This is a genomic window from Shewanella sp. NKUCC01_JLK, assembly GCF_019345615.1.
Classification (GTDB): Bacteria; Pseudomonadota; Gammaproteobacteria; order Enterobacterales; family Shewanellaceae; genus Shewanella; species Shewanella oncorhynchi.
The window spans coordinates 211371-236078 of sequence record NZ_JAHKRD010000002.1; the positions used below are offsets into that span (position 1 = coordinate 211371).

General features: G+C 46.8%; 20 protein-coding genes and 1 riboswitch. Of the genes, 9 read left to right on the forward strand and 11 right to left on the reverse strand.

All coding sequences use genetic code 11. The annotated features are described in order from the left end of the window. Positions 1-57: 57 nt before the first annotated feature. Positions 58-2328, reverse strand: a complete 2271-nt coding sequence (metE, locus tag KO537_RS03200; RefSeq protein ID WP_173242866.1) for a 5-methyltetrahydropteroyltriglutamate--homocysteine S-methyltransferase — start codon at positions 2326-2328, stop codon at positions 58-60. A 200-nt stretch (positions 2329-2528) separates the two neighbouring features. Here metE and KO537_RS03205 point away from each other — a divergent pair, with 200 nt between their 5' ends. Next, positions 2529-3434 (forward strand): LysR family transcriptional regulator, encoded by a 906-nt coding sequence (locus tag KO537_RS03205; protein WP_173242864.1) that lies wholly within the window; start codon positions 2529-2531, stop codon positions 3432-3434. An 80-nt stretch (positions 3435-3514) separates the two neighbouring features. On the opposite strand, the gene KO537_RS03210 is transcribed toward KO537_RS03205, so the two are convergent. From KO537_RS03210 to KO537_RS03220, 3 genes are all read right to left on the reverse strand, one after another. Then, positions 3515-4243 (reverse strand): HDOD domain-containing protein, encoded by a 729-nt coding sequence (locus KO537_RS03210; protein WP_105250172.1) that lies wholly within the window; start codon positions 4241-4243, stop codon positions 3515-3517. Positions 4244-4522: 279 nt separating this feature from the next. Beyond that, positions 4523-6484 (reverse strand): TonB-dependent receptor, encoded by a 1962-nt coding sequence (locus tag KO537_RS03215; RefSeq protein ID WP_198571887.1) that lies wholly within the window; start codon positions 6482-6484, stop codon positions 4523-4525. 108 nt (positions 6485-6592) lie between these two features. Further along, positions 6593-6828: riboswitch (cobalamin riboswitch) on the reverse strand. Between the two features lie 134 nt (positions 6829-6962). Beyond that, complete coding sequence (locus KO537_RS03220; protein WP_219233838.1) at positions 6963-8405, reverse strand: hypothetical protein; 1443 nt, start codon at positions 8403-8405, stop codon at positions 6963-6965. A gap of 234 nt (positions 8406-8639) precedes the next feature. Here KO537_RS03220 and rihA point away from each other — a divergent pair, with 234 nt between their 5' ends. The 3 genes from rihA to azu all read left to right on the forward strand — a co-directional run bounded on the left by rihA (position 8640) and on the right by azu (position 11298). Beyond that, a complete protein-coding gene (gene rihA, locus KO537_RS03225) occupies positions 8640-9596 on the forward strand; it encodes a pyrimidine-specific ribonucleoside hydrolase RihA (protein WP_219233839.1) in 957 nt (318 codons plus the stop codon). Between the two features lie 19 nt (positions 9597-9615). After that, entirely contained in the window at positions 9616-10527 is a 912-nt protein-coding gene (rbsK, locus tag KO537_RS03230) for a ribokinase (protein ID WP_219233840.1), read from the forward strand. Between the two features lie 294 nt (positions 10528-10821). Then, positions 10822-11298 carry an azurin gene (azu, locus tag KO537_RS03235; protein ID WP_219233841.1) on the forward strand — a complete coding sequence of 159 codons (477 nt, stop codon included), beginning with the start codon at positions 10822-10824 and terminating at the stop codon, positions 11296-11298. Between the two features lie 99 nt (positions 11299-11397). On the opposite strand, the gene KO537_RS03240 is transcribed toward azu, so the two are convergent. Further along, a complete protein-coding gene (locus tag KO537_RS03240; RefSeq protein WP_219233842.1) occupies positions 11398-12582 on the reverse strand; it encodes a DUF3103 domain-containing protein in 1185 nt (394 codons plus the stop codon). Positions 12583-12962: 380 nt separating this feature from the next. Continuing rightward, positions 12963-13265 (reverse strand): DUF3622 domain-containing protein, encoded by a 303-nt coding sequence (locus KO537_RS03245; RefSeq protein ID WP_105250177.1) that lies wholly within the window; start codon positions 13263-13265, stop codon positions 12963-12965. A gap of 370 nt (positions 13266-13635) precedes the next feature. Here KO537_RS03245 and KO537_RS03250 point away from each other — a divergent pair, with 370 nt between their 5' ends. Next, on the forward strand, positions 13636-14913 hold the full coding sequence (locus KO537_RS03250) for a glycerophosphodiester phosphodiesterase family protein (RefSeq protein WP_219233843.1): 1278 nt from the start codon (positions 13636-13638) through the stop codon (positions 14911-14913). 86 nt (positions 14914-14999) lie between these two features. On the opposite strand, the gene KO537_RS03255 is transcribed toward KO537_RS03250, so the two are convergent. Together KO537_RS03255 and KO537_RS03260 are read right to left on the reverse strand one after the other, a co-directional pair. Beyond that, the gene (locus KO537_RS03255; RefSeq protein ID WP_028759331.1) at positions 15000-15566 is read right to left on the reverse strand and encodes a phosphoribosyltransferase family protein; all 567 of its coding nucleotides are present in this window, start codon (positions 15564-15566) and stop codon (positions 15000-15002) included. A 284-nt stretch (positions 15567-15850) separates the two neighbouring features. Next, entirely contained in the window at positions 15851-17617 is a 1767-nt protein-coding gene (locus tag KO537_RS03260) for an alkaline phosphatase D family protein (RefSeq protein WP_219233844.1), read from the reverse strand. Positions 17618-17869: 252 nt separating this feature from the next. On the opposite strand from KO537_RS03260, the gene KO537_RS03265 reads away from it, so the two are divergent. Further along, positions 17870-18295, forward strand: coding sequence for a CBS domain-containing protein (locus tag KO537_RS03265; RefSeq protein ID WP_105250180.1), 426 nt, complete (start codon positions 17870-17872; stop codon positions 18293-18295). Between the two features lie 99 nt (positions 18296-18394). Beyond that, entirely contained in the window at positions 18395-19000 is a 606-nt protein-coding gene (locus KO537_RS03270; RefSeq protein ID WP_105250181.1) for a DUF4274 domain-containing protein, read from the forward strand. A gap of 27 nt (positions 19001-19027) precedes the next feature. Here the strand turns inward: KO537_RS03270 and KO537_RS03275 are convergent, their stop codons facing one another. Further along, positions 19028-20389, reverse strand: a complete 1362-nt coding sequence (locus KO537_RS03275; RefSeq protein WP_219233845.1) for an MATE family efflux transporter — start codon at positions 20387-20389, stop codon at positions 19028-19030. A 412-nt stretch (positions 20390-20801) separates the two neighbouring features. On the opposite strand from KO537_RS03275, the gene KO537_RS03280 reads away from it, so the two are divergent. After that, the gene (locus KO537_RS03280; protein ID WP_219233846.1) at positions 20802-21719 is read left to right on the forward strand and encodes an alpha/beta hydrolase; all 918 of its coding nucleotides are present in this window, start codon (positions 20802-20804) and stop codon (positions 21717-21719) included. Positions 21720-21802: 83 nt separating this feature from the next. Here the strand turns inward: KO537_RS03280 and lgt are convergent, their stop codons facing one another. Both lgt and KO537_RS03290 read right to left on the reverse strand, forming a co-directional pair. Further along, positions 21803-22582, reverse strand: coding sequence for a prolipoprotein diacylglyceryl transferase (gene lgt / locus KO537_RS03285; RefSeq protein WP_131523760.1), 780 nt, complete (start codon positions 22580-22582; stop codon positions 21803-21805). 216 nt (positions 22583-22798) lie between these two features. Further along, the gene (locus KO537_RS03290; protein WP_168824705.1) at positions 22799-23269 is read right to left on the reverse strand and encodes a cupin domain-containing protein; all 471 of its coding nucleotides are present in this window, start codon (positions 23267-23269) and stop codon (positions 22799-22801) included. 398 nt (positions 23270-23667) lie between these two features. Here KO537_RS03290 and KO537_RS03295 point away from each other — a divergent pair, with 398 nt between their 5' ends. Then, entirely contained in the window at positions 23668-24576 is a 909-nt protein-coding gene (locus KO537_RS03295) for a GGDEF domain-containing protein (protein WP_219233847.1), read from the forward strand. The last annotated feature ends 132 nt before the right edge of the window (positions 24577-24708 follow it).

Below are 24708 nucleotides of genomic sequence, written 5' to 3' on the forward strand. Positions count from 1 at the left end.
ATCCGCTGTTACTAATTCAATAAGCTCAGTAAAAAAATATTTCACTCAAGCATAATATTAACCAAGGCGGCGACGTAGTTCTCGCGTGGCATCGACCATGTTTTTCAGTGCGGGTTCAACTTCATCCCAAGTACGGGTTTTTAGGCCGCAATCTGGATTAACCCATAGCTGACGTACGGGCACTTTTTGCGCCGCTTTCTCGATTAAGTGCACCATGGCCTCCACACTTGGAGTGTTTGGCGAATGAATGTCATACACACCGGGGCCAATTTCATTTGGATATTCAAAATCTTCAAAGGCGTTGAGTAACTCCATCCGTGAACGCGAAGTCTCGATAGTAATCACATCGGCATCCATGGCGGCAATCGCGGCAATGGTGTCATTAAACTCGCTGTAACACATGTGGGTGTGGATTTGAGTCTCATCAGTCACGCCAGCAGCGCTGAGTTTAAAGGCATTCACCGCCCAATCTAAGTAGGCTTGCCATTCACTTTGTTTCAATGGCAGACCTTCACGGAAGGCGGGCTCATCGATTTGTATAATGCCAATACCGGCATTTTGTAAATCCACCACTTCATCACGGATCGCCAGCGCCAGCTGAGTCGCAATCACATCGCGGCCGATATCTTCACGGGCGAATGACCAATGCAGAATCGTCACCGGGCCAGTCAGCATGCCTTTTACAGGCTTGTCGGTGAGACTTTGGGCAAACTCGGCCCAATCAACCGTCATCGCCTTTGGACGGCTAACATCACCATAGATCAACGGCGGCTTAACACAGCGTGAACCATAACTTTGCACCCAACCATTTTTGGTAAAGCCAACACCCGCAAGCTGCTCACCAAAGTATTCCACCATATCGTTGCGCTCGGCCTCACCATGAACCAGTACATCGATACCGAGTTTAAGCTGGCGGTCGATTGTATCGCGGGTGACTTGCTGCAATTGCTCTGTATATTGTGCATCACTCAGATCGCCCTTGCGCCAACGACTGCGTAGTCCACGGATTGCTGGTGTTTGTGGGAAGGAGCCAATGGTGGTGGTCGGCAACAGAGGTAAACGGTATTTCTGCTGCTGCACTGCTTGGCGTACGCTGAAATCACTGACGCGCTCATAATCGGCAGATGTCAACGCGGCAACGCGGGCAATCACTTGACTGTCGGCGGCCTGCGCTTTCGCCTCACGGCGCGCCAAACAGGTTTGCACAATCTCTTTTGCCGCGGCCGATTCAGGTGCCAGTAGCAATTGGCGCACATTGGCCAGTTCGAGTAATTTTTGCTTCGCAAACGCGAGTTGTTGACGCAGCGCAGGCTCAAGCGTGGCTTCCACCTCTAAATCCACAGGGCTGTGCAGGAGTGAGCAAGAAGTACCGATCCACAAGCGATCTCCGAGATCACGGGCAACCGCGCCTATGCGTTCGGCAATTAAATCCGCCTCTGCCGCCCACACGTTGCGGCCATTGACCACACCCGCCGACAAAATTTGATCTTGACCAAGCGCATTGGCAAAGACTGCCAATTGATCCGGCGCTGTGACTAAATCGACATGCAACCCCGCGACCGGCAAGGCCGATACCAGCACTTGATGGTGTGCGATACCGCCGTAATAACTGGTAAGAAGGATCTTCACCTTCGCAGTGCTGAGTGCTTGATACGCCTCAATGATCGCCGTTTGCCATTCGCCATCCAATTCCAATGCGAGAATGGGCTCATCGAGCTGTACCCAATGCACTCCCTGAGCAGCAAAACGCGCCAAAATGTCAGCATAAGCAGCTAATAAATTGGGTAATAAGCTTAACTTATCAAACTCTTGGCCCACGGTTTTAGCAAGGAACAAGTAGCTAACAGGGCCGAGTAGCACAGGTTTTACTTTATAGCCTAAGGACTGCGCTTCACTGACTTCATCGAAAAATTGCTCATAGGCAATCGAAAACACTTGGTTTTGGCTGAGCTCAGGTACCAGATAGTGATAGTTAGTATTGAAATACTTGGTCATTTCAGAGGCTGGCGCATCTTGTCCCGTTGGCGCTCTGCCGCGGGCAACACGGAATAAAGTATCGAGATCGATTGTCCCTTCACCACGATGACGCTCAGGAATGGCATTTAAAGTCGCGCTTAAGGTCAGCACTTGATCATAAAAGGCAAAATCACCTACGGGAACTTGCTCAATGCCCGCAGCAGCTTGCCACTGCCAATGGGTGCGGCGAAGTTCACTCGCCACTTCACGTAATTCCACCTGAGTGCTCTCACCACGCCAGTATTTTTCTAAGGCAAATTTCAATTCACGACGACGCCCAATACGGGGAAACCCAAGACTATTTAATTGCATACTCTATCTTCCTTTATTTGAGATAAGCCACATTCGGCACTTGCACCCACCAGATTGTTTTCTCTTGGCACTTTTCAGCACTTCAGCCTTGATAAATAACAATGGGCGTCTGGACGTCTAGAAGTTTATTGTGTTAGTCTCTATGCCAGCAACCGAATTGATTTCAAGCACAACATGAGCGAAATTCACTTGGAGTGAACATGATCGAACTAAGACACCTGCGAACCTTAATGGCCCTGAAAGAAAGCGGCAGTTTGGCGGGCGCAGCCAAAAAACGTTTTGTCACTCAATCCGCCCTCTCCCACCAGATTAAGGAGTTGGAGCAAAGGATTAACTCGCCCATTTTTGTGCGTAAGAGTAAGCCACTGTCATTCACCCAAGAAGGTGCACGCCTGCTGCATCTGGCCGAAGAAATTTTGCCTAAAGTGTTAGAAACCGAGACAGATTTGAAGAATGGGCTGGAAACCGAAACCAATCAGTTGCGTGTCGGCATTGAGTGCCATAGCTGTTTTCGCTGGTTAATGCCTGTAATGGAGCAATTTAGGCAAGATCATCCGGCAGCCGAGTTAGACTTGTCGAGCCGTCATCTGTTCGACTCGCTCAATGCCTTAGAAATGGGTGAACTGGATATTGTATTAACCTCAGATCCTGTGCCTGGGCATTCACTCGCCTACCAGCATTTGTTTGATTTTGAAGTGAGGTTAGTGGTTGCTAAGGATCATCCTTTAGCGAAAGAAGCCTATGTCACCCCTAAGCAATTAGCACACTTGCCTATTATCAGTTATCCAGTGCCGTTGACACGTTTAGATATTTATCGCCACTTTTTAGAGCCTGCGGGCATAGAGGCGGGCGAGCAAAAAACCTGTGATTTAACCATGATGTTATTGCAACGCATCGCCTGTAAAGACGGCATAGCCGCACTGCCAAGCTGGTCGATTAATGAAGGACATGGACTGAGTCTCGCTACGGTAAAACTCGGCCAAGAAGGCCTGAAACGACCGCTATTTGGTGCCTATCGCCGCCACAGTGCTAACTCTGCATTGATCCAAAATTGGTTACAACTGGTGGCGAGGGAAGGTTTATCCCGCCAGCAGAAGACGAATTAATGCGGGTGACATTGAATAAAAAAGCCTGCGAATGCAGGCTTGTTTATTGAGTCAAATGACTATTTCATAGCATCGACAAATTACAGCGGATTCATCAACAATCCACGCATAGACAAGACACGGCGCAGTATCAACCCTGATGAATTAGGATTACGGGTCTGACGCAAATTATGGGCGATCATAAATTCTTGACGCAGATCCTGATCGAGATCTAACGCCTCGAACGCTTCGATGGTTAAGGTCTGTTGTTGATTATCAATCAATGACTTAATCACACTTAAAGGAAATGACTGTTCGGCATTAGCATTTAAATAGGCAAATGCGGTCAGTGCGATAATTTGGCCGAACACACTGAACAGAGCTAAGGTTTGTACTTCGTCAGCATCAACCTCCACACCTTCCATATCCGCTAAGCTATCTACCGCATCCGTTGCAATATCTTCAGTCAGCTTCCAATAACCTTGGACCAACTTTTTATAGGGCTGTGGCAGTTCATCGAGGCGTTCTTTTAAATAGAACGTAAAAGCGTAGCGATAGATATTAACTTGACCTAAGCGGATCAAAGCTTCTTTCAACGAACGAGTTTTGTGATTTTCCACTACAGCAGCCTGTGCGGAATTACTGCGCATAAGCATGTGCGCTGCCAATGCGGGATCGCTCGAGATAATGTCAATCACATTACGAATGTCGCCTTCAGCAAGGATCGCTTTTTTGAGTGGAATTAGAATTCCTCGGCGGCCAATCACTTGCTCTTCGTTCGCTATGATAGCTCTAACTTGAGTAAAAACCTGTTGCTCAAGATCAGTCATAAGACACTTTACACCTGTTTATTAACAATAAGATGATTCGGTTACAGCTCACATCATACCTAAAATACTAAGAATTTCAGCCATAAACAGCAGAGTAAAATATAAATTACTCCTATTTAGTGATGACTGCCCGCTAACACTATAGATAACGACAATTAAACCACTCTACTAAAACGATATTCAAGACTATACCTATTTTAAGATTTATTCTTTGAACTCAGCGTAAAAAATAAAAAGCCAGACTCAGTCTGGCTTTGTTATTAGATAGCTCATTAATAATTAGAAGCGGTAGCCCACAGTGAAACGAATATCACGGCCTCGACCAGAATAGTAACTATCCCCCCAATCGCCACCGTAATAACCTGCACTGACATAATCTTTATCGAATACATTATCGATACGCAAACTAGCAAGCCAAGCATCACGATTATAATTCAAGGCTAAATTACCAAGCACGTAACTTGCTAGCTTATCACCTTGATTAGCGTTATCGCCTTCGATAAAACGATCACCCGTGTAGATAGCTTCGGCAAATACTTGGAAATGCTCAGCAAAATCCATGCTGACATAACCGCGTCCCGTGTGTTTTGCCACCCAAGACAGCTCTTTGCCATCGTTAGCACCATCGGTAAATTCGGCGTCGGTATAGTTATATTCCAGCCCTAGCTGCAGCGCTTTAGTGATCTGCCAATCCCAATCGGCACCCGCGCCATAACGACGAGAAGCGTCGGCATTAACGTTTGCACCGTTGAAATTTCCACCTATGGGTTTAACTGCACTCGAGTCATAAACAATTTCATCCTCTAAATCGAGACGATATAGGCTGACTCGCAGGGTTTGACTAGCGACAGCCCAATCCCAACCCGCCTCATAGGAACGGCCTGTTTGCGGCTTTAAGCCAAATACGCCCGGCGATGTATAAGCTTGCTCATCCACTTTGGCAAAACGGAAGTTATCATCGGCGCGCACGTAGAGTCTGTGCTCCGCAGTTGGGCGGTAATTTAAACCCAGTTCGAATGCGTGGGCATTTTCGTCTAAATCCATGCCATTAGGATAGACATTGCCATCGACTAACTCGTCGGTCACCCGCGCATAACGGCCACCCACAACGTAACTTAAAGTATGGCTTAAAGGCACTGTAGCTTGTAGATAGGCGCTTTGCATTTGCTGCACATTACTGCGCGCCATAGTGTCAAAATCAGCCTTGCCACGGCTGATGTCTAAACCTGTGACTAGGTTTAGCTCGCCTTGACGCGTGCTGTAATTCGCTAACGCTTTAGGGCTAAACATTAACAGTGAGCGTGTGTTATGGCTGTTCGCCCCCCAATTAAGAGAAGACACCAAGGTATCGCTGTAATCTAAATCCGCTGCCAGCGCCCAGTTTTGATTAAGCTGATGCTGGTAACCCGTTCGCGCCGCAGTGGTCATCTCGTGGGCATACTCTACCTTATTTGATGAAGCACGGGGATCGTCTTTAAATTGCTTTTCAGTAAGCGAGCCCGGATTTTCACGATCGTTATCGTAGTAGCTGGTTTCAACAAAGAACGAGTCTGTGGCTGTTTTATATTGAATGCGGCCAAGAATAGAGCCGGTTTCGTTGGCATTATGCTGGCGATAGTTGTCACCTTGGTTGTAACTACCGGTGAAAAAGTAACGCCAATCTTTGTTGATCGCGCCAGACACATCACCACGACCTTCATAGGTATCAAAGCTACCGCCAGATAACTGCACGCTGCCGCCAGTATTTTCAGGGGACTTAGTGACAATATTAATCACCCCGCCCACGGCTTGATCGCCATAAAGTACACCTGCACTACCCGATAAAATTTCAATACGATCCACTTGATTAAGCGGAATGGCATTAAGGCTAGGTGCGGCGATATCGATATTATTGAGACGACGACCATCAAGTAAAATCAGTGTGTTATTAACGGCAGTGCTGGCGCTAAAACCACGCATAGCAAAGCTAGTTCCAATATTGTTATCCGAAATTTGAATACCGCTTTGACCGCGTAAGACGTCGGTCAAATTAGTCGCGCCACTCATTTCAATCGCAGCGGCATCAATCACATTCACATTGGCGGCAATATTTAACGGGGTCTTATCAGAGCGGCCGATCACGACAAGATGCTCGTCGACTTTAGCTGTGCTGGTATCGTCAGCCGCCATAACGGGCGCGATAATTGAAAAACTGCAAAGGCTGCCGATCAGCAGCGCGATTTTTGTTGGATTTGTTCCCATTTTACCTTTAACTCCTGCAAGGAAAACGGGGCATTGACGCCACGATACCGTTAATTCAGTCGTAAATACTGACGGTGATTATCGCATTTTGAGATCTGCCCACCGAAATCTCAAAAACACCTTTAGGGCCGGTCTCCGGACTTAGGCTATGTTAATCCATTAAAAGTTAGATTAACGCGAGACTGACCTTTCACATTCTGACTTTCGGGTTCACTCTTGAACACACCAATCAAACGCGGTCTTCTCTCACCTTTTACCGTTGCGGGGGCAGTGCCAGAATTTCACTGGCTTCCCGATTATCTCACGACACTATCATCGTAAGCACCACAGAAGGTTGACTCAAAATTAGGTTCAAAGGGCGTACAATCTGTTAACGCCCAACAAGGCTCAGAGCATATCAGACCTGAGCGCGCGCATTATAGACGTCTATACGGATGAAAGTCCATTAATCTCAAGTTAGCGAGAAAACTCACATGAGCTAGAAAACACCATCCCAGTTTTTTGCCGCAGGTTTTGGTCTGTCTTTGCTCAAAATCGCCTGACGCTGCTCAGGGGTTTCACATTGGGCAACGGGGGTAAAATCCAGCGGTTTAATCACTAACGAGTCAGCAGGTTGCACTGGCGACTTGTCGAACATTGGCAAATTCATCGACCAAGAGACCAGCTCCCCCTTTTCGCTGATGCCAACATAACCGTCATTTGCGCCATCTAACCAAGTAAGGCGCGGAATACGTGCAATCAACTTCTCCACATTTTCACGGTTGGCGCGATAACCAACAGGCACCACTTTGCCATCGGGACGCGTAAACACAAAGGAGGCAGGCCCTTGGGTAATGATGCTGCCTTCCTGCCAATATTTATCAAGAATCTCTTGGGCATAGTGAAACCCAAACATATGAGCGTAATCAGTATCGTCGGCCACTATTTGCGGCACGGCCTTATCCCGCAGTAATAAAAAGCCTGAGCCAATGCTGATAATCTCTTTTACCCCTGTGATATTGTTTTTTTTAATCCAATCGACACCACAGTTAATCCCATCGCCCCAAAAATGCGCATCCCCCGTAGGACTTAAAATCGCAAAGGCACAATTGTTTGCCGTCATACTCGCCACATCCTTTAAGGCGCTGCGGATCGAGTAAGCATCACTGCGCCAACCCCAACTCACCACAGTGCCGTCCTTTTTCAAGGCGGCATAGGTGTGTTGAAAATATTCGATCTTCGCCACATCCGTAAGCTGCGGGAGTAACTTTTTCATATTGGTCGACTCTTCAACCTGCCCCCAAATCACCGCGCTACCTTCTTTTTTGAGGGCGACAAAACTGCGTCCTCTGGCAAAGATATCGACAACATCAACTAATTGATCCTGCACATGTAAGCTATTGCCGCCGTAGGGGCCATAACCCCAAGTGTGTACCTTGCCATTAGCATCAAGGGCCGCAATGGCCTCTTGATTAGCGAACAACTTGGTAATATTGGTCATGCGGTTTTGTAGGGCTTTGTCGAGGCTATATTTCCCCGCATTGCCCCAGTACACCACAGTGCCATCTTGACGTAGCGCGGCAAACCCGTCCTTAACTGGGACGATTTGCTTAACTTGCTTAAGCTGCTCCGTCACCTCCCTGCTATCACCGCCAGCATAACTGTCGCCCCAAGTGATCACCTCACCAGATTGTGTTAACGCCGCAAAGGCCGAACTGTTGGTGACCACAGTCTCGACTGCGGGTAAATCACAGGGAATATGGCGATACTGTGGACTCGGATTTTCCTTAAGTTGGAGTAGTTTGCCGTTATCAAACTGCAGCAATGACTCGTTATTACTTTCCAGAACGGCCATAGGTTGAGGATCGCTACAGCCAGAAATCTGCATGGCAACCATGCCCGCGAGTAAAGCCTTAGGCCAAGTGATTCGATAAGTGAGCATTACTTATTTCCTTGTATTTGCTTGGATATGTCATTCAATGTTGTGCAGCGGACAGAGCGAGAATGGATTTACCTAACATCGCCTAATGTCAAAAATGGGCAGAATTCTAGCAGCTTGTTGATAAAAAGACGAAAATGCTCACAGTTTACTCTGCAAGTCCCCTCCTCAGGCTAGCGCCTAACTGATGGCATGCTATTCTAAGCACCCATCACCGCTGTTTAAAGGAGTAACAGTATGACTCGCCCTATTATTCTGGATTGCGATCCCGGCCATGACGACGCTATTGCGCTCATTTTAGCTCTCGCCCATCCAGAGCTGGTTCCACTGGCCGTCACCACCAGCGCCGGTAACCAAACGCCGGATAAAACGCTCAATAATGCCCTGCGGATCTTAACCTTATTAAATCGCAGTGATATTCCTGTCGCTGGCGGCGCCGTCAAGCCATTAGCTCGCGAATTAATCATTGCCGACAATGTCCATGGTGAAACCGGACTCGACGGCCCTGCATTGCCAGAGCCCAGCTTTGCGCCACAAACACTCAATGCCGTAGAACTGATGGCCAAGAAAATTCGCCAAAGCGATAAGCCTGTGACACTCGTCCCCACAGGACCACTCACCAATATCGCGCTTTTGCTCGCCAGCCACCACGAATTACACGCCAAGATCGAACGCATAGTGCTAATGGGCGGCGCAGCCGGTGTCGGCAATTGGACGCCTGCCGCCGAGTTTAATATTTTTGTCGACCCTGAAGCCGCCGATATTGTCTTTAAATCCGGTATTCCCATTACTATGTGTGGGCTCGATGTGACTCATCAGGCGCAAATCATGGATGAAGACATAGAACATATTCGCGCGATTCAAAATCCAATTGCTCAGTGCGTCGCCGAATTATTGGATTTCTTTATGATTTACCACAGAGATCCTAAATGGGGCTTTATTGGTGCGCCATTGCACGACCCCTGCACTATCGCTTGGTTGCTTAAACCTGAGCTATTTGAGGCGCAAGATTGCTGGGTAAGTATTGAAACCCAAAGTGAGTTGACCTTAGGCATGACAGTGGTCGATCGCTATCAGCTCACAGGTAAAGCCGCCAATGCGACTGTGCTGTTTGGGATCGATAGGCAAGGCTTTGTCGATTTACTGGTAGACAGTTTACGCGTCTATGATGCAACTTATCTCAATCGCAGATAAAAATGACAGTGAGTCTTCTATGAGCCAGATACTCGTTATCGGCAGTGCAAATGCCGACCATGTGATGAAATTTGAGTACCTGCCCGCTGCAGGGCAAACCTTAATGAGCCGAGATTATCGCCTCGAACTGGGCGGTAAGGGGGCCAACCAAGCCGTCGCCTGCGCACGCTTAGCCAAATCAGGTTCACGCACTGATTTTATCTGCCATCTCGGCCAAGACAGTATCGGCGATAATATGCGTCAAAGCTGGATGAAAGATGGCATCAGTGCGGAAGGGATCCGCCAAATAGCCGGACTGAGCACAGGCACTGCCATGATTTTTATCGGTGATAACGGTGAGAATACGATTGGCGTTGCCGCAGGTGCCAACGCCAGCCTTTCACCCGATGACTTAGAAGCTCATTACGCTCTGTTTGCTAATGCGGAGTACTTGTTAGCACAATTGGAAACGCCCGCTGCCACAGTGGCAAAGGCGCTGCAAATAGCCAAGAATCTTGGCGTGACGACTGTGCTAAATCCTGCTCCAGCGACGGCACTTGGCCAAGATGTACTCAAGTGGGTAGATATTATTACCCCCAATGAAACCGAAGCAGAAGCCTTAACGGGAGTTGAGATCAACCATCTTGATGATGCACACATGGCAGCGCAACTTCTCCACCAGCAGGGAGTAAAGATTGTGGTCATAACCTTAGGTAGCCGTGGCGCATATATCAGCAGCCCAGGTTTTAATGGGCTAATACCTGCGTTTGAAGTGCAGGCCATAGACACAGTCGCCGCAGGGGATACCTTCAATGGCGCCTTAGTTGTGGGCTTAAGCGAGGGCATGTCGATTGCTGCAGCCGTGGGATTTGCCAATGCAGCCAGTGCCATTACTGTCACTCGCCCTGGTGCACAACGTGCGATTCCCTATCGACAGGAGCTTTCGTACTAAAAACGTAAGACGTTCTGAAGTAGACGCTCTGCGTTAGAACCTATAAATTATCATTTATAAATCAAATATATAAATAATAGTTCCTGAGTACTTAGTTCACTCCAACTAAGTACTCACCTATGTTTACCGCTAACAATTTTGCCGCCAATAACAATGTAAGCTTTCAACCGAAAGTTGCATATACATAATTTACACGCTGATTTCATTCCCATTTAATGAAGATTGCTTATGCTGGCAGGTGCATGTCCGAGTCAAAACGGCTCGGCTACCCTTGTTCAAATAAGGAAGTACCAGATGAAAGCAAAAAGCACAGCTTTACGTAACGTGACCAGCACTAGCCTAATCGGCCTAGGATTATTATTCGCTAGCCAAGCGAGTGCCAACGAATGTGAACTGAAAATTGCCGCCACTGATGCAATGCAATTTGACACTAAAGAGCTGTCAGTACCTGCAAGCTGTAAAGAAGTGACCTTAACCTTAACCCACTCAGGCACCTTGCCAAAAGCAGCGATGGGCCATAACTGGGTATTAACTAAGGCAGCCGATATGTCAGCCGTAGCGACCGAAGGTATGAGCGCCGGTCCTGATGCAGCCTATGTCAAAGCCGGTGATACGCGCGTTATCGCACACACAGATTTAGTGGGCGGTGGCGAATCAACGTCTATCACCTTTAGCACTGCCGGTATGAGCGCCACCGAAGCCTACCAATTCTTCTGCAGCTTCCCAGGTCACTGGGCGATTATGCAAGGCAATTTCAAGTTAAAAGCTTAAGGTGAATGGCTTAGCCTAACGTTAAGTGATAAAAACAAAAAAGCGGATCTTAGGATCCGCTTTTACATTTCAGCCATTGCATTTAGCCGCACTAATTCATCATGGTCTTGGTTGGATGACTAATGGCGCAAAGCTCGTCATCGCATTACCGTTAGCGCCGTTCAAGTTAGGATATTCAACCCCTTCCTGTAAAGTGTAATACACGTCGACAAAGTCATCGTCATTGGTGAACCAAGCATCCGGCATCACACTTAAAATACCATTGGTAATTTGCGGGATCAGCGCATAACCCTGAGCTTCAGGATCGGGGATCGACTTTAAGATCTGCTCCGCCGCTTCCAACAGCTTAGTGGCCAACACTTTATAGTTAGTACCATCGTCATGCTCCATTAAGATCATGTCCGCAGCCGCCCAACGATAACGCTCCCAATGTATGATGATTTGATTCGGATAATAGGTCGTATCCGCATAATCTAAATAGGGCATTTCGACGATATCGAGCACTGGCTCTTCACGGCTTGGATCAACCCCAGTCACTATGCCGTAAATTTCGGCACGACCAGAAATCCACGGCTCATGGTCATCCTTCAAGGATATTTGTTTGATCACTGTGGTTGAAATCGGCTTGTCTGCCACCGCCTGTGTTTGCGCACGGCTCAGTAGCGCGCCCTCTTTTTTCGCTGACTGCGCCTCGGCAAATGTCGCCCGCATCACCTCTAAGCCAGCCACAAAGGCTTTTTTGCTATCGATACCGACCACAAACACTGGCTGCTGCGGCAGGTTATACACGTCTAATTGATGAACTTTCCCATGAATATCAAAGGCTTCAATATAATCCCACTGACTCTCGTCACCATCGGGCTCATAGGCAAATAAAGGAGACTCACCTTGCTGCCATGTGGTTAACATGGCTTCATCCGCTAGACGCACTTGCACCAGAGAATCCGCTTTGGCACTTAAGCCCTTCACTCGGCGAATTGATGCATCGGCTTTGGTGATCACATTATCATTGAGCCTATGCTGAGACAGAATGTCATCGGCATTTACTGCCAACTGATACTGGTTTATTTCAGTCTGTAAGATAGGCGCGAGCTGCGCATATTGATGGCTTAAATCTAACGCCAATGCCCGTTTAGTATTGGTTAACTGCGCTTGTGTATCCAACGTCGAATCCTTTAGCGACGCTTGTAGTAAGCGTAACGCATCTCCATCTAAGGCTTGGCCATAACTCAGGGTTGCCGAAGCTGACAAACACAGCAATAAACTGGATTGAAGTAGTTTCATAGGAGTTCCCTTACCTTGATAAAGTTAAACGTGCGTTCGAATTCCTTACATATGAGCACAGAGCAGCATCTAAGTAAATCAAATGATAATAGTTATCGTTAATTATTAATGGTATAGGGTACGTAATCCCGGCTAAATGCTATAAAAACAAGCTAATGACAGCATCAACAGATCAGTCCAGCCGAACAGAGTGTATGAAGATAAACGAGGAAATAGGATGAAATGAATTGATATGCGCAGTTTCGCGAGCGACAAAAACACAAAAGGCAGATCTTAAGATCTGCCTTTTGCTGTTCATCGCCAGAGTGACGTTTCAGAACCCGTTATGCGCGCCCTAACAGTCACACTGGCTTGATAAGACAAGGTTAAACGAATGAGTATTACTCTTCGTCGAAATCATCTTCATCAAGATCTTCGGCATCAGTAGCCGCTTCAGCCGCTAATGCTGCGGCTAATTTTGCTTTAGCTTGTTTCTCTGAGCGACGTTTATTGCGCTCAGTTAACGTGCCTAAAAACACTTGTAATTCAGTTAAGCCCCACGCTTGCGCTTCGGCTTCGGTCGCAAAGCCATCGTGGCTCTTAGACACAACTGTTTTAGTTGATGTCATGCGACGAGTGATTTCAGTTTTCCAACCGTTGTCGCCCTGTGTCACGCGAAAATCGTATTTTTTGCCCTTGCTCATTCTGCTCTATTTCCTAAATGATGCTTGTCACGTTTGTCTTATCAAGCGAACCAAACGCTCATCATAAAACAAAAGGAGCGCAGTGTACTTGATTTCGGCCCAGAAAGATCGCCCAGATGAAAATATTCATGCCAGTTTCATCGACTCGCTCAGTGGAGTCAATGCTCACATCTAAAGCAACACTGTGCATATATCCCGACCGTCCTCTGTCTAAGGCAGTTTATCGCAAGCTAGCGTGCCTTAGATAATAGTCGTGCAAACGGTATATATTCTTGTTTATGTCATACAAATAGGCTTTTTCAGTCACATTAACACTTTAGAGTTTCTGATTAATATTAATAATTTACATCATTACTCATAGGTAAATCTGATGAAACTACGCCCTATTTCGTCGCTCTCACTCGGCCTGTTAATTGCCACGAGCGCTTTATTAGCCGGTTGCAATAATGACGATGATAACGCCGCAGTCACGCCACCCACCAGCAAACCCGTTCCTGCTCAAGTGGGAGAAAGACCCTTATTCCTCGTACGTCAGATGCAAGACAGCACACTTAAAACCCGCTTAGAACAATGCACCACTGACAGTTTTTATCGCAGCGAATTTTCCATAGGTCACCGTGGCGCGCCAATGAAATTCCCTGAGCATACAAAGGAATCCTACCAAGCGGCTATCGATTCGGGCGCAGGCATAGTCGAGTGTGATGTCACCTTCACCGCCGATAAAGCTTTAGTTTGCCGCCACTCACAGTGCGATCTTGCCAGCACGACCAACATTTTAGCCATACTCGAACTTGCCAATAAATGTTCGAGCCCATTCATTCCTGCCGATCCCGCCAATGGCGTCAGCGCATCGGCGACCTGTTGCACTAGCGATATCACCCTTGCCGAATTTAAAACTCTCAAGGGTAAGATGGAAGGCAACAATCCGAAAGCGACCACTGCGGCCGAATTCATCAATGGCACCCCAAGTTGGCGCACCGATCTTTATGCTGGCAATGGCACCTTGATGACCCACGCTGAAAGTATTGAAATGTTTAAAAAAGCCGGTGTGAAGATGACGCCTGAGCTAAAAGCGGCGAGCGTATCTATGCCCTTCGATGGTTTTACTCAGCAGGATTACGCGCAAAAAATGTTGGATGAATACACGGCGGCGGGCGTCGATGTTTCGCAGGTATTCCCCCAGTCATTTATTTTGGATGACATCAAATATTGGGTCGCCAACGCACCTGAATTTGCGAAGCAAGCCGTGTTTCTCGATGACCGATACGATTATAACAGCGCCTTTGATCCGCAGAACTCTGCCACTTGGTCACCATCAATGGCGGATTTAAAGACCCAAGGCGTCGAAATTATTGCGCCGCCACTCTGGGTATTAGTCGCCTTAGATGCGGATAAGAAAATCATTCCTTCGGAATACGCTAAGGCCGCTAAAGGCGCTGGGCTTAAGATCATCACTTGGTCGCTAGAACGTTCTGGTTTATTAAAAAATGGCGGCGGCTTTTACTTTCAAAGCATTACCGAAGCGATAGATAACGAAGGCGATACCTTTGAATTACTTGATGTACTGGCGAAAGATGTTGGCGTGATTGGAGTGTTCTCCGACTGGCCAGCCACAGTGACTTACTATGCTAACTGTATGGATTTATAAGTTTTAAAATAGAAAAAATGCGTTACCGATTCATCGTTAACGCGTTTTTTTATTGCGAAAATAGTCTTTATCTCGCCGCGAGCGAGCTATTTAAACAGGTGCTGGATATTCTTTAAATCGCCCTTACCTTCGGCAATTTCTTCAGGCGTTAAACCTGTAACTTCGTGCGGGAAAACTAACCAGTCTTCAGAGGCATGAATGTAATAGTCGGGTTTTAAAGGCACTGCGGTATTTTTTGGCTTGTAATAAGGGCAAGCGATACGGATATCGGTTGGCATATTTAGGCGCATCAGTTGGCTGAGTTTTTCTTTTAATGCATGAATACTACGGCCAGAGTCAAACACGTCATCCACAATCAACAAACCGTCACTCGCGTTCGCATTTTCAACGATGTAATGCAGGCCATGAACTTTGATTTCTTTGCTTTGTTTGTCGGTGCCAATCCCATAATAAGAAGAGGTACGCACGGCAATGTGATCAGTTTCAACTTGTTTAAAATCGAAAAACTCCTGTACCGCGATCCCGATTGGAGCACCGCCACGCCAAATACCCACGATAAATTGCGGACGAAAGCCACTCTCATACACTTGCGAAGCTAATAAAAATGAATCTTCCAGCAATTGCTGCGCGGTAACAAAATACTTTTCTGACATGACACAGTCCCCATCACATTGATTTTATTCTTAGGTCGTTAAAGCTTATGACCCCTGTAAGGTCTGTTCGGCGGGTAAAGGTTCCCAAAACACTAGAACAGCTTTGCCTTAGCAAGTGTAGGCAGCCGCCGAATTTTGGGAGCGAATTTTATACCAAAAAAATGCGATGTGCTGCAGTAATAGTAAGAACTTGCGTGACAACAGACATTTATTTTGCCTTTTAAAGCCAAAAGCAACAAAAAGGCCACCCTAAGGTGGCCGATAAACAAGCGAACAATACCGCATTAAACGATAGGCGTAATCACATGCTCACCTACTTTTGTCTTAGTGCTATAACCACGGGCCGTTGCGACTTGGAAATCCTTCGACAAAATGGTATCCACATAATGCCAGTCGCTGCGCACCTCATCAGCGGTAAAGGTGAGCGTCATAAAGCCTCGGTCTTTTAAGTTAGCGTACTTAAGATCTGGCACTAACTCGACGATTGCCGCCTCGGTCGCGGGGATCTGTTCCGCTGGCAGATTCAAGTAATATTCAAGGCCTGGCGATGATACTGAGCTAGTCGCAAACTCAACACCCACAGTATCGCCTTGCACGTCTTTAAGCTCGTTTGCCCATGCATTATGGGTGTCACCCGCGATCACAACTAGGTTAAGATTTTTCGATTTAGCCGTACCTAAAATCACTTCACGCTCATAGGCATAACCATCCCAAGCATCTAAGTTGTACGGGATTGCAGGTAATTGCAGCAGTCCGATAACTTCTGGCGTGAGTAAGGCTTGATTGGCTTGAAGATATTGCAGCTCTTGGGCGGTCAGCGTGGGATCATTTGCCGCCGCACGGGCCGCTAACTTAGCTAAAGCCCCTAACATGGCAAATTGGGGAATGCTCATCTGCTGAGTGGCAATCGCAGCAGGCAATGACATCTTACCCATTAATACCTGCTGTCCCAGTACTTGCCACTTGCCTGTCGATTGTAGCAATGTGCCCTGCAGCCATAATAATTGCGTCAGCCCCAGCATAGTGCGAGTGGTAGAAGTGACATCAGCAAGGAAACGCTCTCCCGCAAACGAGCCCGTGGTAGGATCCATATAATCGGCATAATCGAGCTGTTTATCACGGGCTAATACGCGAGTATCCAGCATATGCAGATCGACGAGATTGCCGTAACTGAAGCTGCGGTAAATCTCTTCATGATTCCCTTCACGCCATGGGCGAATCGGCAACCACTCGAAATAAGCTTGTAGTGCCGCTTCTTTACGAACGGCAAAATCCCCTTCGCCTTCGTTGTGATTCTCGGCACTATCACGCCAAGTATCATTGGCCACTTCATGATCATCCCACACTGTAATAAAAGGCACTTTCGCGTGTAACTTTTGCAGACTCGCATCGGTATGGTACTGACCATGGCGAGTGCGGTAATCGCTCAACGTCAGCAACTCATTGGCCGGTAACACTTCACGGCCCAATTCGGCAGCATGCTCACTGGCATAACCACCGCGGGCATATTCATAGATGTAATCGCCTAAATGCACCACAGCATCTAAATCATCCTGCGCCGCCGCTAACTCATAGACGTTAAAATAACCGGCAGGAAAGTTAGCACAGGACATCACGGCTAATTTGACTGAGCTTACGTCACCCTCAGGCAGAGTGCGGGTTTTACCCACAACAGAGGTTTTATCACCCGTCATAAAGCGATAAAAGTAGGTTTGCCCGGCACGTAAACCACGGGCATCAATCTTAACCGTGTAGTCACGGCTCGCATTAGTGACAGTCTCACCTGTGGTCACTAATTGACTAAAGGCCGCATCACTTGCCACTTGCCAACTCACTTTTACATCGCCCTCAGATTCAGGCGTGACACGGGTCCAGAGGATCACGGCATCGACGGCCGGATCGCCACTGGCAATTCCATGTAAAAATTGAGCGGGTACAGAATTATCATCATTACTATCACTACAGCCCATCAAGCCGTAAGAGATCACAGCAACACCAACACCTTTGGCCGACATAGCCAAAAAATCACGACGAGTTACGGTACGATTCATTATTATTCCTTGTTAGATAAGGCTTCACTGGTATGAGGTCTAATAAGACCACGATTGTGAGATATCACTGTTACATATTTGTGACATCTTTGTCAGCCTTTTATGATATCTATCAATTCAAACACTTATACTGGATAGCGTACTTTATTTGTGCAGGACTGGCGTAGCTTACAGAGAAGCTGCTAACATCGGTGCAGGCTAACGCAGCGTGTTAAATGCACGCCTAAGAATGGCAAGAAAAGGAATTTAACAATGAAAGTCAGCGATATTATGAGTGATCAAGTCATCTGCATCAGCGATGGCGCCAGCTTGAAAGATGCCCACCATCTGATGCAAACCCGTGGCGTACGCCACTTACCCGTGATTTCTGAAATTGATGGCACCCTCGTTGGCGTACTCACCCATAAAAAGATGATCGCCAGCGTGATGACTATGTTGAACAAGTACGGCCAAGGCGCGCTCGAACGTAAAGAGCGATACACGCCAATCACGACAGTGATGGATAAAGAGTATCAGCATCTCACCGCCGACGAGCCCTTAACTGTGGTGGTGGAATATTTTATCGAGAACAAACTTGGTTGCCTGCCCGTCGTCGATGCCGATAAAAAAGTGCTCGGTATCGTCACTTCATCGGACTTTATTAAGCTGTGCCGTACCCTACTGCAACAGCAAGCGTAACGTTTTACGCTCCTTTTCTTCTATGTCAGCCTTTTACTACGTAAAGGCTGGCGTTGTATTTTTTATAAACTGTATTTTCTATAAAAAGAAAGGATTCCCTTGGCTAAATTACTCTCACAAGAACAATTTATTCGCGCCTATGAATGCGCAGAATTTGGCTGTTTTGCCAATCAACAACAACTCGCCAAATTACTCGCCGATCCCGATTACGACTTTTTACATCAAGACAGTACCTACTTTGGCAAAGCGGCGACGCAAATCACCTGTATCAGTGACTTACAAAGTATGGAGGAATTGCATTTTGTCGCGGCCAACTTGAATTGGGATAACGATGATCCCGACATGGTCAGGGCGATTATCGAACATCCACTCTGCGACGCAGGTACCGCCTTATTACTCTACTGGTACGGACAAGGCTTTTATTACTCCACGCCAGAGACGCTCGATACACCTTTTGGACAGCTATTCAAAACCATAACCGATAGATTTGTTGAGCGCGGCTATGCCAGTTATAAAATCCATTTTGACCCGATTAAAGAATGTTTTATGCCCTCATTAGAAGACGTTCTTACTAGAGGATGCCAAATTCCAGGGGCTATTTTTGCCCCCTACAGCACTATGGAAATCGAAACCTATGAAGGGCATCCAAGGTATCTACAATTTAAAAATGAACTACTGAAATCGGGCAAATGGGGCAACCAATAAGTGCTGACCTTTTGTTATCAGCGCGGTTTAAGCTAGGGTTACTGGCGGAATACGCGTAAAACGCTGCCAGCGACCCGAGCGCCAACGCTGCACCATAATCAATCCACGCACCCACTCATCTGCCGCAACGGCCAGCCAAGCAGCCAACACGCCATAACCTAAATGCAAGCCAAAGAACCAAGCAAAAAATACCCCAATACCCCACATGCTAAAAAGACCTATACGCACAGGGAACGCCACATCACCGGCGCCCTTGAGCGCCGAGATAATCACCAGATTAAACACTCGCCCAGTTTCAAGGGCGATGGAACCCGCAAGCAATAACGCTGTTAATTGGATGACTTCTTCGTTTTCACTCAACCAGCCGACAATAACGAATCGCTGCCAGTAGAAGACTAATACTATGGTCAGTGAAGCGATAAAGCCCACCAAACAGTAACGCTGCACCCGAGTGGTGATTTCATCGAACCATTGTTTACCCACATAATATCCAGTCTGGATTTGCGTCGCCTGCCCGAGTGCGACTGCAAAACAATAGATAAAACGGCTAATGTTCAAGCCATAGGTGTAGGCCGTGAGCGATAAAGTACCCATCTGGCTGATAAAGTAGATGATGGTCATCTGAGCCACATTGTAAGACAGCATCTCGCCAGCATTGAGCAGGCCAATACGCATCACACTCCAATAAGTGCTGCGCGGTAAAAGCTTAAGTCGGCGCAGTGGCAGCGGAATTTGCTTATGCCGGATCACCATCAACATGATACACGCACCGATGATCTGGCTGGTCACTGTCGATATCGCCACCCCAGTTACTCCATAAACAGGTAAACCAAAGGGTGAATACAGGGCAATATAATTACCGATCACGTTCATTAAGCCTGTGCTCGAGGTGACTAACATGGCCGAGCGGGTAAAACCGTAACTACGCAAAATAGCAGCGAAGGCAATGTTCATCACTAGCCCTATGCTCAAGCTGCCGCAAATCACTAAATAGTCATATCCAAAACCAGCCACATCGTGCTCAAGCGCAAATAAGCCGATAATGCTCTTAGCACCAAAGAACATAGATGCGCCCATGACCAAGGCTAATACCAAGCTCAATACGACACTCGCCACCCCGATATCGACAGCCTGCTGCGGTTGGCCTGCCCCATTGCTTTGGCTAATCAAAATACTTGCGCCCGTACTCACCATCATGGACATGACCATCATGAAGAACATCAACTGAGTCGTGAGTCCCACCGCGGCAACCGCATTATCGGAATAATGGCTCAGCATAAAGATATCGCTGATCCCAAGCAGAGATTGCAACAAGGTCTCGATAAAAATCGGCCACGTCAGGGCAACTATGCCCATGCGCTGTTGCAATGTTTTGGGTGCTTTTGCCACGAAAGATTCCTGCAAATAGAGAACGAATAACGAGTGTGATCGCTGGCTCAATGTGTCGCTCAAACAGCATCTTGGCAACCTATATTTTAGCCAATAGACTGAAACCCACTTTCACAAATAGACATCAAAGTGCTATCGAACGCACAATCAGGCGGACATTTAAGCGCATTAAGCCTGACAGTCAATTAAGTTGGTAATTTTCTTACAAGACACCCTACAACTCAATCTGTAATAGTCAAAAAGATGCCGACTGCAACCGTATTCATTACTAAGTTAATACCAAAGTTAATTTCCGCAATCATGATAGAGCTCATGGCTGAGTGTGAATCTAGGCTACCAATTCAATTAAGCTGCCGATAAACTCAGCCCATTGCAGAACAGCCGAGCGCACTAAAAATTGAGGGAGTATTAAATGAGCCAACTCTATTTAGAAGAGGGAATTAAACAATTGGTTAGCGAGTTTATCGCGGCGGGTTGCCCATCGGTGCGAGAGCAAACCATTGAGCAACGTAGGCAAGGTTATATCGCCAGCACTGTACTCGCGGGTGAGCCTGAAGAGGTGTTCGAGGTTAGATCTATTTCCATCGATGGCGCAGAATTAACTCTGTTCAAACCCTCGGCGGCAAACAATTTACCTATCGTCATTTATTACCATGGTGGCTGTTTTGTCAGTGGCGGCGTTGAAACCCACAATCAACAACTGCGAAAACTCGCCAATGATTCTGGCGCACTGGTGATCGCCGTTCGCTATCGCCTCGCCCCAGAACATGTTTATCCCGCTGCCCACGACGATGCCTGCCATGCAGCAGAAGTCATCTATCAACATTGCCACCAATGGGGCGGTGATAACACCAAGATCACCCTAATGGGCGACAGCGCTGGCGGCCATTTAGCCCTAGTCACTTGCCTGCGTTTAAAAGCCAAAGGGCAATGGTTGCCACACAAACAAGTGCTTATCTATCCTATGCTCGATGCCACCGCGAAGAGCCAAAGCTATAGCGACAATGGCGAGAAATACATCATCACCCGCGATACCTTGCTAACAGGTTTCGATCTGTATTTAGATTGGCACCCCAGAACCGATGCAGAAGCTAGTCCACTACGCCGTGATGACTTAGCAGGCTTACCCGAAACCCATATCATCACCGCCGAATTCGATCCACTCGTCGATGAAGGTGAACAGCTATTTAGGAATCTATTAGAGGCTGGCGTAAATGCCCACTGCCGTCGTTATCTTGGCGTCATCCATGGCTTCTTCCAACTCTCGGGCGTGAGCCGTTCCGCTCGGGATGCCATGGTGCAGGTGACTAATATAGTGAAGACAGCCTAACGTCATACTTGATGATTAATTCATTCATAAAAAAGGCTTTCTATCTAGATAGAAAGCCTTTTTTAACCGTTTGATATTTAGATTTAAACGGTTTTCTTTCGATACGCCAAGAACAACAAGACTATACCTACGGCTAAAAACGGTAAGCTCAGAAGTTGTCCCGCACTTAAGAAAGTTTCAGAGTAAGCCGCTTGGCTAACTTTAATCGACTCAATCGCAATTCGCGCACTAAACACCGACACCAGAAACAGGCCGAAAATAGCCCCATGTCTTTGTTTAATCTGCGTGTATTGATACAAAGCATACAGACCAATAAAGATAGCTAAATAAGCGAAAGCCTCATAGAGCTGTGCTGGATGTCTTGGCAACATGTCGACACGGGCAAATATAATGCCCCAAGGTTGAGTCGTAGGATCGCCTAAAATCTCTGAGTTGGCGAAGTTTGCCATACGCACAAAAAAGCCAAAAATGGCAGTGGCGATAGCGAGTCTGTCCAACAAAAACAGGAAGGGTAGCTTCACTTTACGTTGGTAATAATACAAGGCCAGAATCGCGCCTAAACCACCACCGTGGCTGGCGAGTCCGCCTTCCCAAATCGCCAAGATCTTAAGCGGATGAGCAAAGTAATAAGTCGGATCGTAGAACATACAATGGGCCAAACGCGCGCCCACAATAATGCCAACCACACAATAAATCAGTAAATTATCAAGGGACTCAAGATCGAGATTTTCCTTGATATAAATCCGCTTCATCACCTGAAAACCAGCAGTAATAGCAACAGCAAACAGGACTCCATACCAATGTATTTTTAGTCCCATAAACGAGATTAATACAGGATCGAGCTCCCACACTAAGTGTTCCAAATTCAATTACTCCATAACACTTGGTACATAGAGGTACGCCAAAAAGCATGTTTTACGTGGTTAAACGCCAATAGACAAGCCTTGTCGCGGGGATATCTTACTATTGAGTCAAATTTAATGACTCTGAGCGACCTTGGTTTTGCCGAATGAGGCAATGTCAACCAAGTTACCATTTAACGAATCAACTGGCTAAATTTAACTGACTTTAGCACTTCCCTAACGGCTCAGACGTTGGATGATGTCACTATGCTGTGGATATTGGGCTAACAAAGTTTGTTGGCTAAACAGCTCAAAATCATCAAAGGTAAAACCGGGCGATACCATGCAACCCACTAATGAAAAACCATCTTGATTCATGGCTGAACCAAAGATACAGCCCTTAGGGACTAAAAACTGTGGCCGCTCGCCCGCAGCTATATTAAGCCCTAATTGCGCCGTCGTTAGCACCCCATCAGGATCAATCATGTAAATCGTCAGCGATTGCCCCGCATGGAAATACCACATTTCATCAGCTGTCAGACGATGGAAATGGGAAACCTCTCCCGTACGCAGCAAAAAATAGATACTGCTCCATAATGCCCGAGTCTGATCAAATGCCGTTTCTGAACGATAGGATGAGCGGTAATAACCGCCTTCAACATGCTGCTCTAGCGCTAAATGTTCAATAAAATCATCTGCAGTATGCATTATAAATCCCTGTGTAAAATTAAAACCACAATTAAGGCCCTAGATTCTACTCGAAAATCATTTGTCCACTAAACACCGCAATGAAGCTTTTTGAACATAAGCACAAACGCTAAAGTTCAAGACATCACGACTGACTCGATACGATCGCAGGGCTTAGGTTTTAAGCCTCAACAGGGATACAACTCTGCGCCATCGAACGCTCTGATGCCTTGGTAAAATCGCGACGACAAATAAATTGTACGGCATATTGTTATGGTTTGTTGTTACCCACAAAAGCGGCTAAATTGTAATGAGTTCGCAGGATGCATTCGCGGCTAAAGCGCCAAAGAGTAGTTTATCTATGATAACTTGGACACGCGGACTTAAGGTTGGGTGATTTTCCACAGGGATTTTAATCGATGATCAAAATAGAAGAAATGGCTTTAGTCCTTGATGCACTTCCTGATCCTACTTTTGTTCTGTCAAAAAGTGGTAAATACATTGCCGTCTTCGGTGGTAAAGATGACCGTTATTACCACGATGGTAGCGGCCTAATCGGCTTGTATCTTAGCGATGTGTTAAAGGCTGATAAACTCAATTACTTTTTACAGGTTATCGACAGTGCATTAATCAGCCGAAAATTACTGATCGAAGAATATGAATTGAGCAATAAAGATGTCAAAGGCTTACCCGATATAGGCCCAGAACAACCCATTTGGTTTGAGGGACGCATTCAAGCACTAGACTTTCTGGTTGATGATGAGCCTGTGGTGCTTTGGGTCGCCAGTAATATTTCCAAGCGGCATGAACTTGAACTGCAACTACGTCAACTAAGCGATACCGATCAGCTGACAGGGCTGTATAACCGTCGCCGCTTAGAACGTGATTTAACCTTTCAATTCGATATATTTCAGCGCCACCGTATTCCTACCTCAATCTTGATCCTCGATTTAGACCATTTAAAGTCCATCAATGATCAGTTGGGTCATTATGCTGGCGATCAAATCATCATCGCGGTTGCCGAAACCTGCCGAACTCAATTTAGAAAAACCGATAGCGCGTATCGTTTTGGTGGCGATGAATTTGTGATTGCCCTACCTGGGGTTGAGCATTCGCAAGCGGTTGAATTTGCAGAATACCTCTGCGATTGCTTTTACACTGAACTGCAAAAATATGCGGTCAATGGCTTGTTTGCCACCGTAAGCATTGGAGTCGCTTCTATCGAACCATTGGATAAGTCCTATGAAGAAACGCTTAAGCGGGCCGATGCGGCCTTGTATCAAGCTAAACGTAACGGTAAAAATCGAGTTATATCAAATACAGCCTAAGCGGGCTGAACATTTCAAACCACACATAGCAATAACAAGTGCCATTAATAAGTGATAGCCACAAGTGCTCATAAGAAGCGCGAATCAAAAGAGCAACAAACAAAAAAGCGAACCAAAGGGTTCGCTTTTAAA

Bases quoted from the DNA above. Each gene is read 5' to 3' on its own strand.
- KO537_RS03260 (WP_219233844.1), bottom strand. From the start codon at position 17,617: ATGAATCGTACCGTAACTCGTCGTGATTTTTTGGCTATGTCGGCCAAA.
- KO537_RS03265 (WP_105250180.1), top strand. From the start codon at position 17,870: ATGAAAGTCAGCGATATTATGAGTGATCAAGTCATCTGCATCAGCGAT.
- rihA (WP_219233839.1), top strand. From the start codon at position 8,640: ATGACTCGCCCTATTATTCTGGATTGCGATCCCGGCCATGACGACGCT.
- KO537_RS03290 (WP_168824705.1), bottom strand. From the start codon at position 23,269: ATGCATACTGCAGATGATTTTATTGAACATTTAGCGCTAGAGCAGCAT.
- metE (WP_173242866.1), bottom strand. From the start codon at position 2,328: ATGCAATTAAATAGTCTTGGGTTTCCCCGTATTGGGCGTCGTCGTGAA.
- KO537_RS03210 (WP_105250172.1), bottom strand. From the start codon at position 4,243: ATGACTGATCTTGAGCAACAGGTTTTTACTCAAGTTAGAGCTATCATA.
- KO537_RS03240 (WP_219233842.1), bottom strand. From the start codon at position 12,582: ATGAAACTACTTCAATCCAGTTTATTGCTGTGTTTGTCAGCTTCGGCA.
- KO537_RS03215 (WP_198571887.1), bottom strand. From the start codon at position 6,484: ATGGGAACAAATCCAACAAAAATCGCGCTGCTGATCGGCAGCCTTTGC.
- KO537_RS03205 (WP_173242864.1), top strand. From the start codon at position 2,529: ATGATCGAACTAAGACACCTGCGAACCTTAATGGCCCTGAAAGAAAGC.
- KO537_RS03280 (WP_219233846.1), top strand. From the start codon at position 20,802: ATGAGCCAACTCTATTTAGAAGAGGGAATTAAACAATTGGTTAGCGAG.
- KO537_RS03245 (WP_105250177.1), bottom strand. From the start codon at position 13,265: ATGAGCAAGGGCAAAAAATACGATTTTCGCGTGACACAGGGCGACAAC.
- KO537_RS03220 (WP_219233838.1), bottom strand. From the start codon at position 8,405: ATGCTCACTTATCGAATCACTTGGCCTAAGGCTTTACTCGCGGGCATG.
- KO537_RS03255 (WP_028759331.1), bottom strand. From the start codon at position 15,566: ATGTCAGAAAAGTATTTTGTTACCGCGCAGCAATTGCTGGAAGATTCA.
- KO537_RS03250 (WP_219233843.1), top strand. From the start codon at position 13,636: ATGAAACTACGCCCTATTTCGTCGCTCTCACTCGGCCTGTTAATTGCC.
- KO537_RS03295 (WP_219233847.1), top strand. From the start codon at position 23,668: ATGATCAAAATAGAAGAAATGGCTTTAGTCCTTGATGCACTTCCTGAT.
- azu (WP_219233841.1), top strand. From the start codon at position 10,822: ATGAAAGCAAAAAGCACAGCTTTACGTAACGTGACCAGCACTAGCCTA.
- rbsK (WP_219233840.1), top strand. From the start codon at position 9,616: ATGAGCCAGATACTCGTTATCGGCAGTGCAAATGCCGACCATGTGATG.